We start from the raw sequence: 554 nt of genomic DNA, 5'->3' as shown, positions 1-554 counted from the left end.
AAGCAAAGATGAGCAACAGGCGAAACGACGCTTGGAGGCTTGGATTCATCGGTATTTGTTTTGTCCTTGTTCTGCTGTTCGCGCCATCGCAAAATCACTCGTCAAACGAACAGACGAAATCATATCGTGCATTTTATCCCCTTATTCAAATGGGAAAATGGAGGGAACGAATAACAAGATCAAGCTGATGAAACGTCGGGGATACGGATACCGAAATATCCAGCGTTTTGCACTGCGGGTTCGGCTAGAAACAGCTAACATACTTTCATGACAGGTGCAAGTACATCTTTTGGTGATGAACCAAATTTCTTTATATTTTTGTAAAAATTGAAAAATGTTGCACTAATTGTTGTTATTATTATTGGATATCTAATTGGTATTGAGCTTATGGGATTTCTTTTTCAGGGGAACAGATTTTAAATATATTACATGAAGGGGGCTGTTTCACTGAGAAGTTTGGAATGCAATATAACAGATATTTTGACCCGTGGTGCTAGATAAACTTGATCAAGCATAAAAATAGCCCTTGCTGGCGGATCTCCAGTAGAATGAAA

General features: G+C 38.8%; 1 protein-coding gene. It reads left to right on the top strand.

The window, feature by feature from the left end:
* Positions 1-271, top strand: a 271-nt coding sequence (locus tag DCC82_RS17110) for a transposase (RefSeq protein ID WP_146177919.1), incomplete at its 5' end; no start/stop codon positions are given.
* Positions 272-554 lie beyond the last annotated feature (283 nt).

This window comes from Geobacillus sp. LYN3 (assembly GCF_003064505.1).
GTDB lineage: Bacteria > Bacillota > Bacilli > Bacillales > Anoxybacillaceae > Parageobacillus_B > Parageobacillus_B toebii.
The sequence above is the reverse complement of the archived record's forward strand: the minus strand, read 5'-3'. Positions and strand labels throughout refer to the sequence as shown.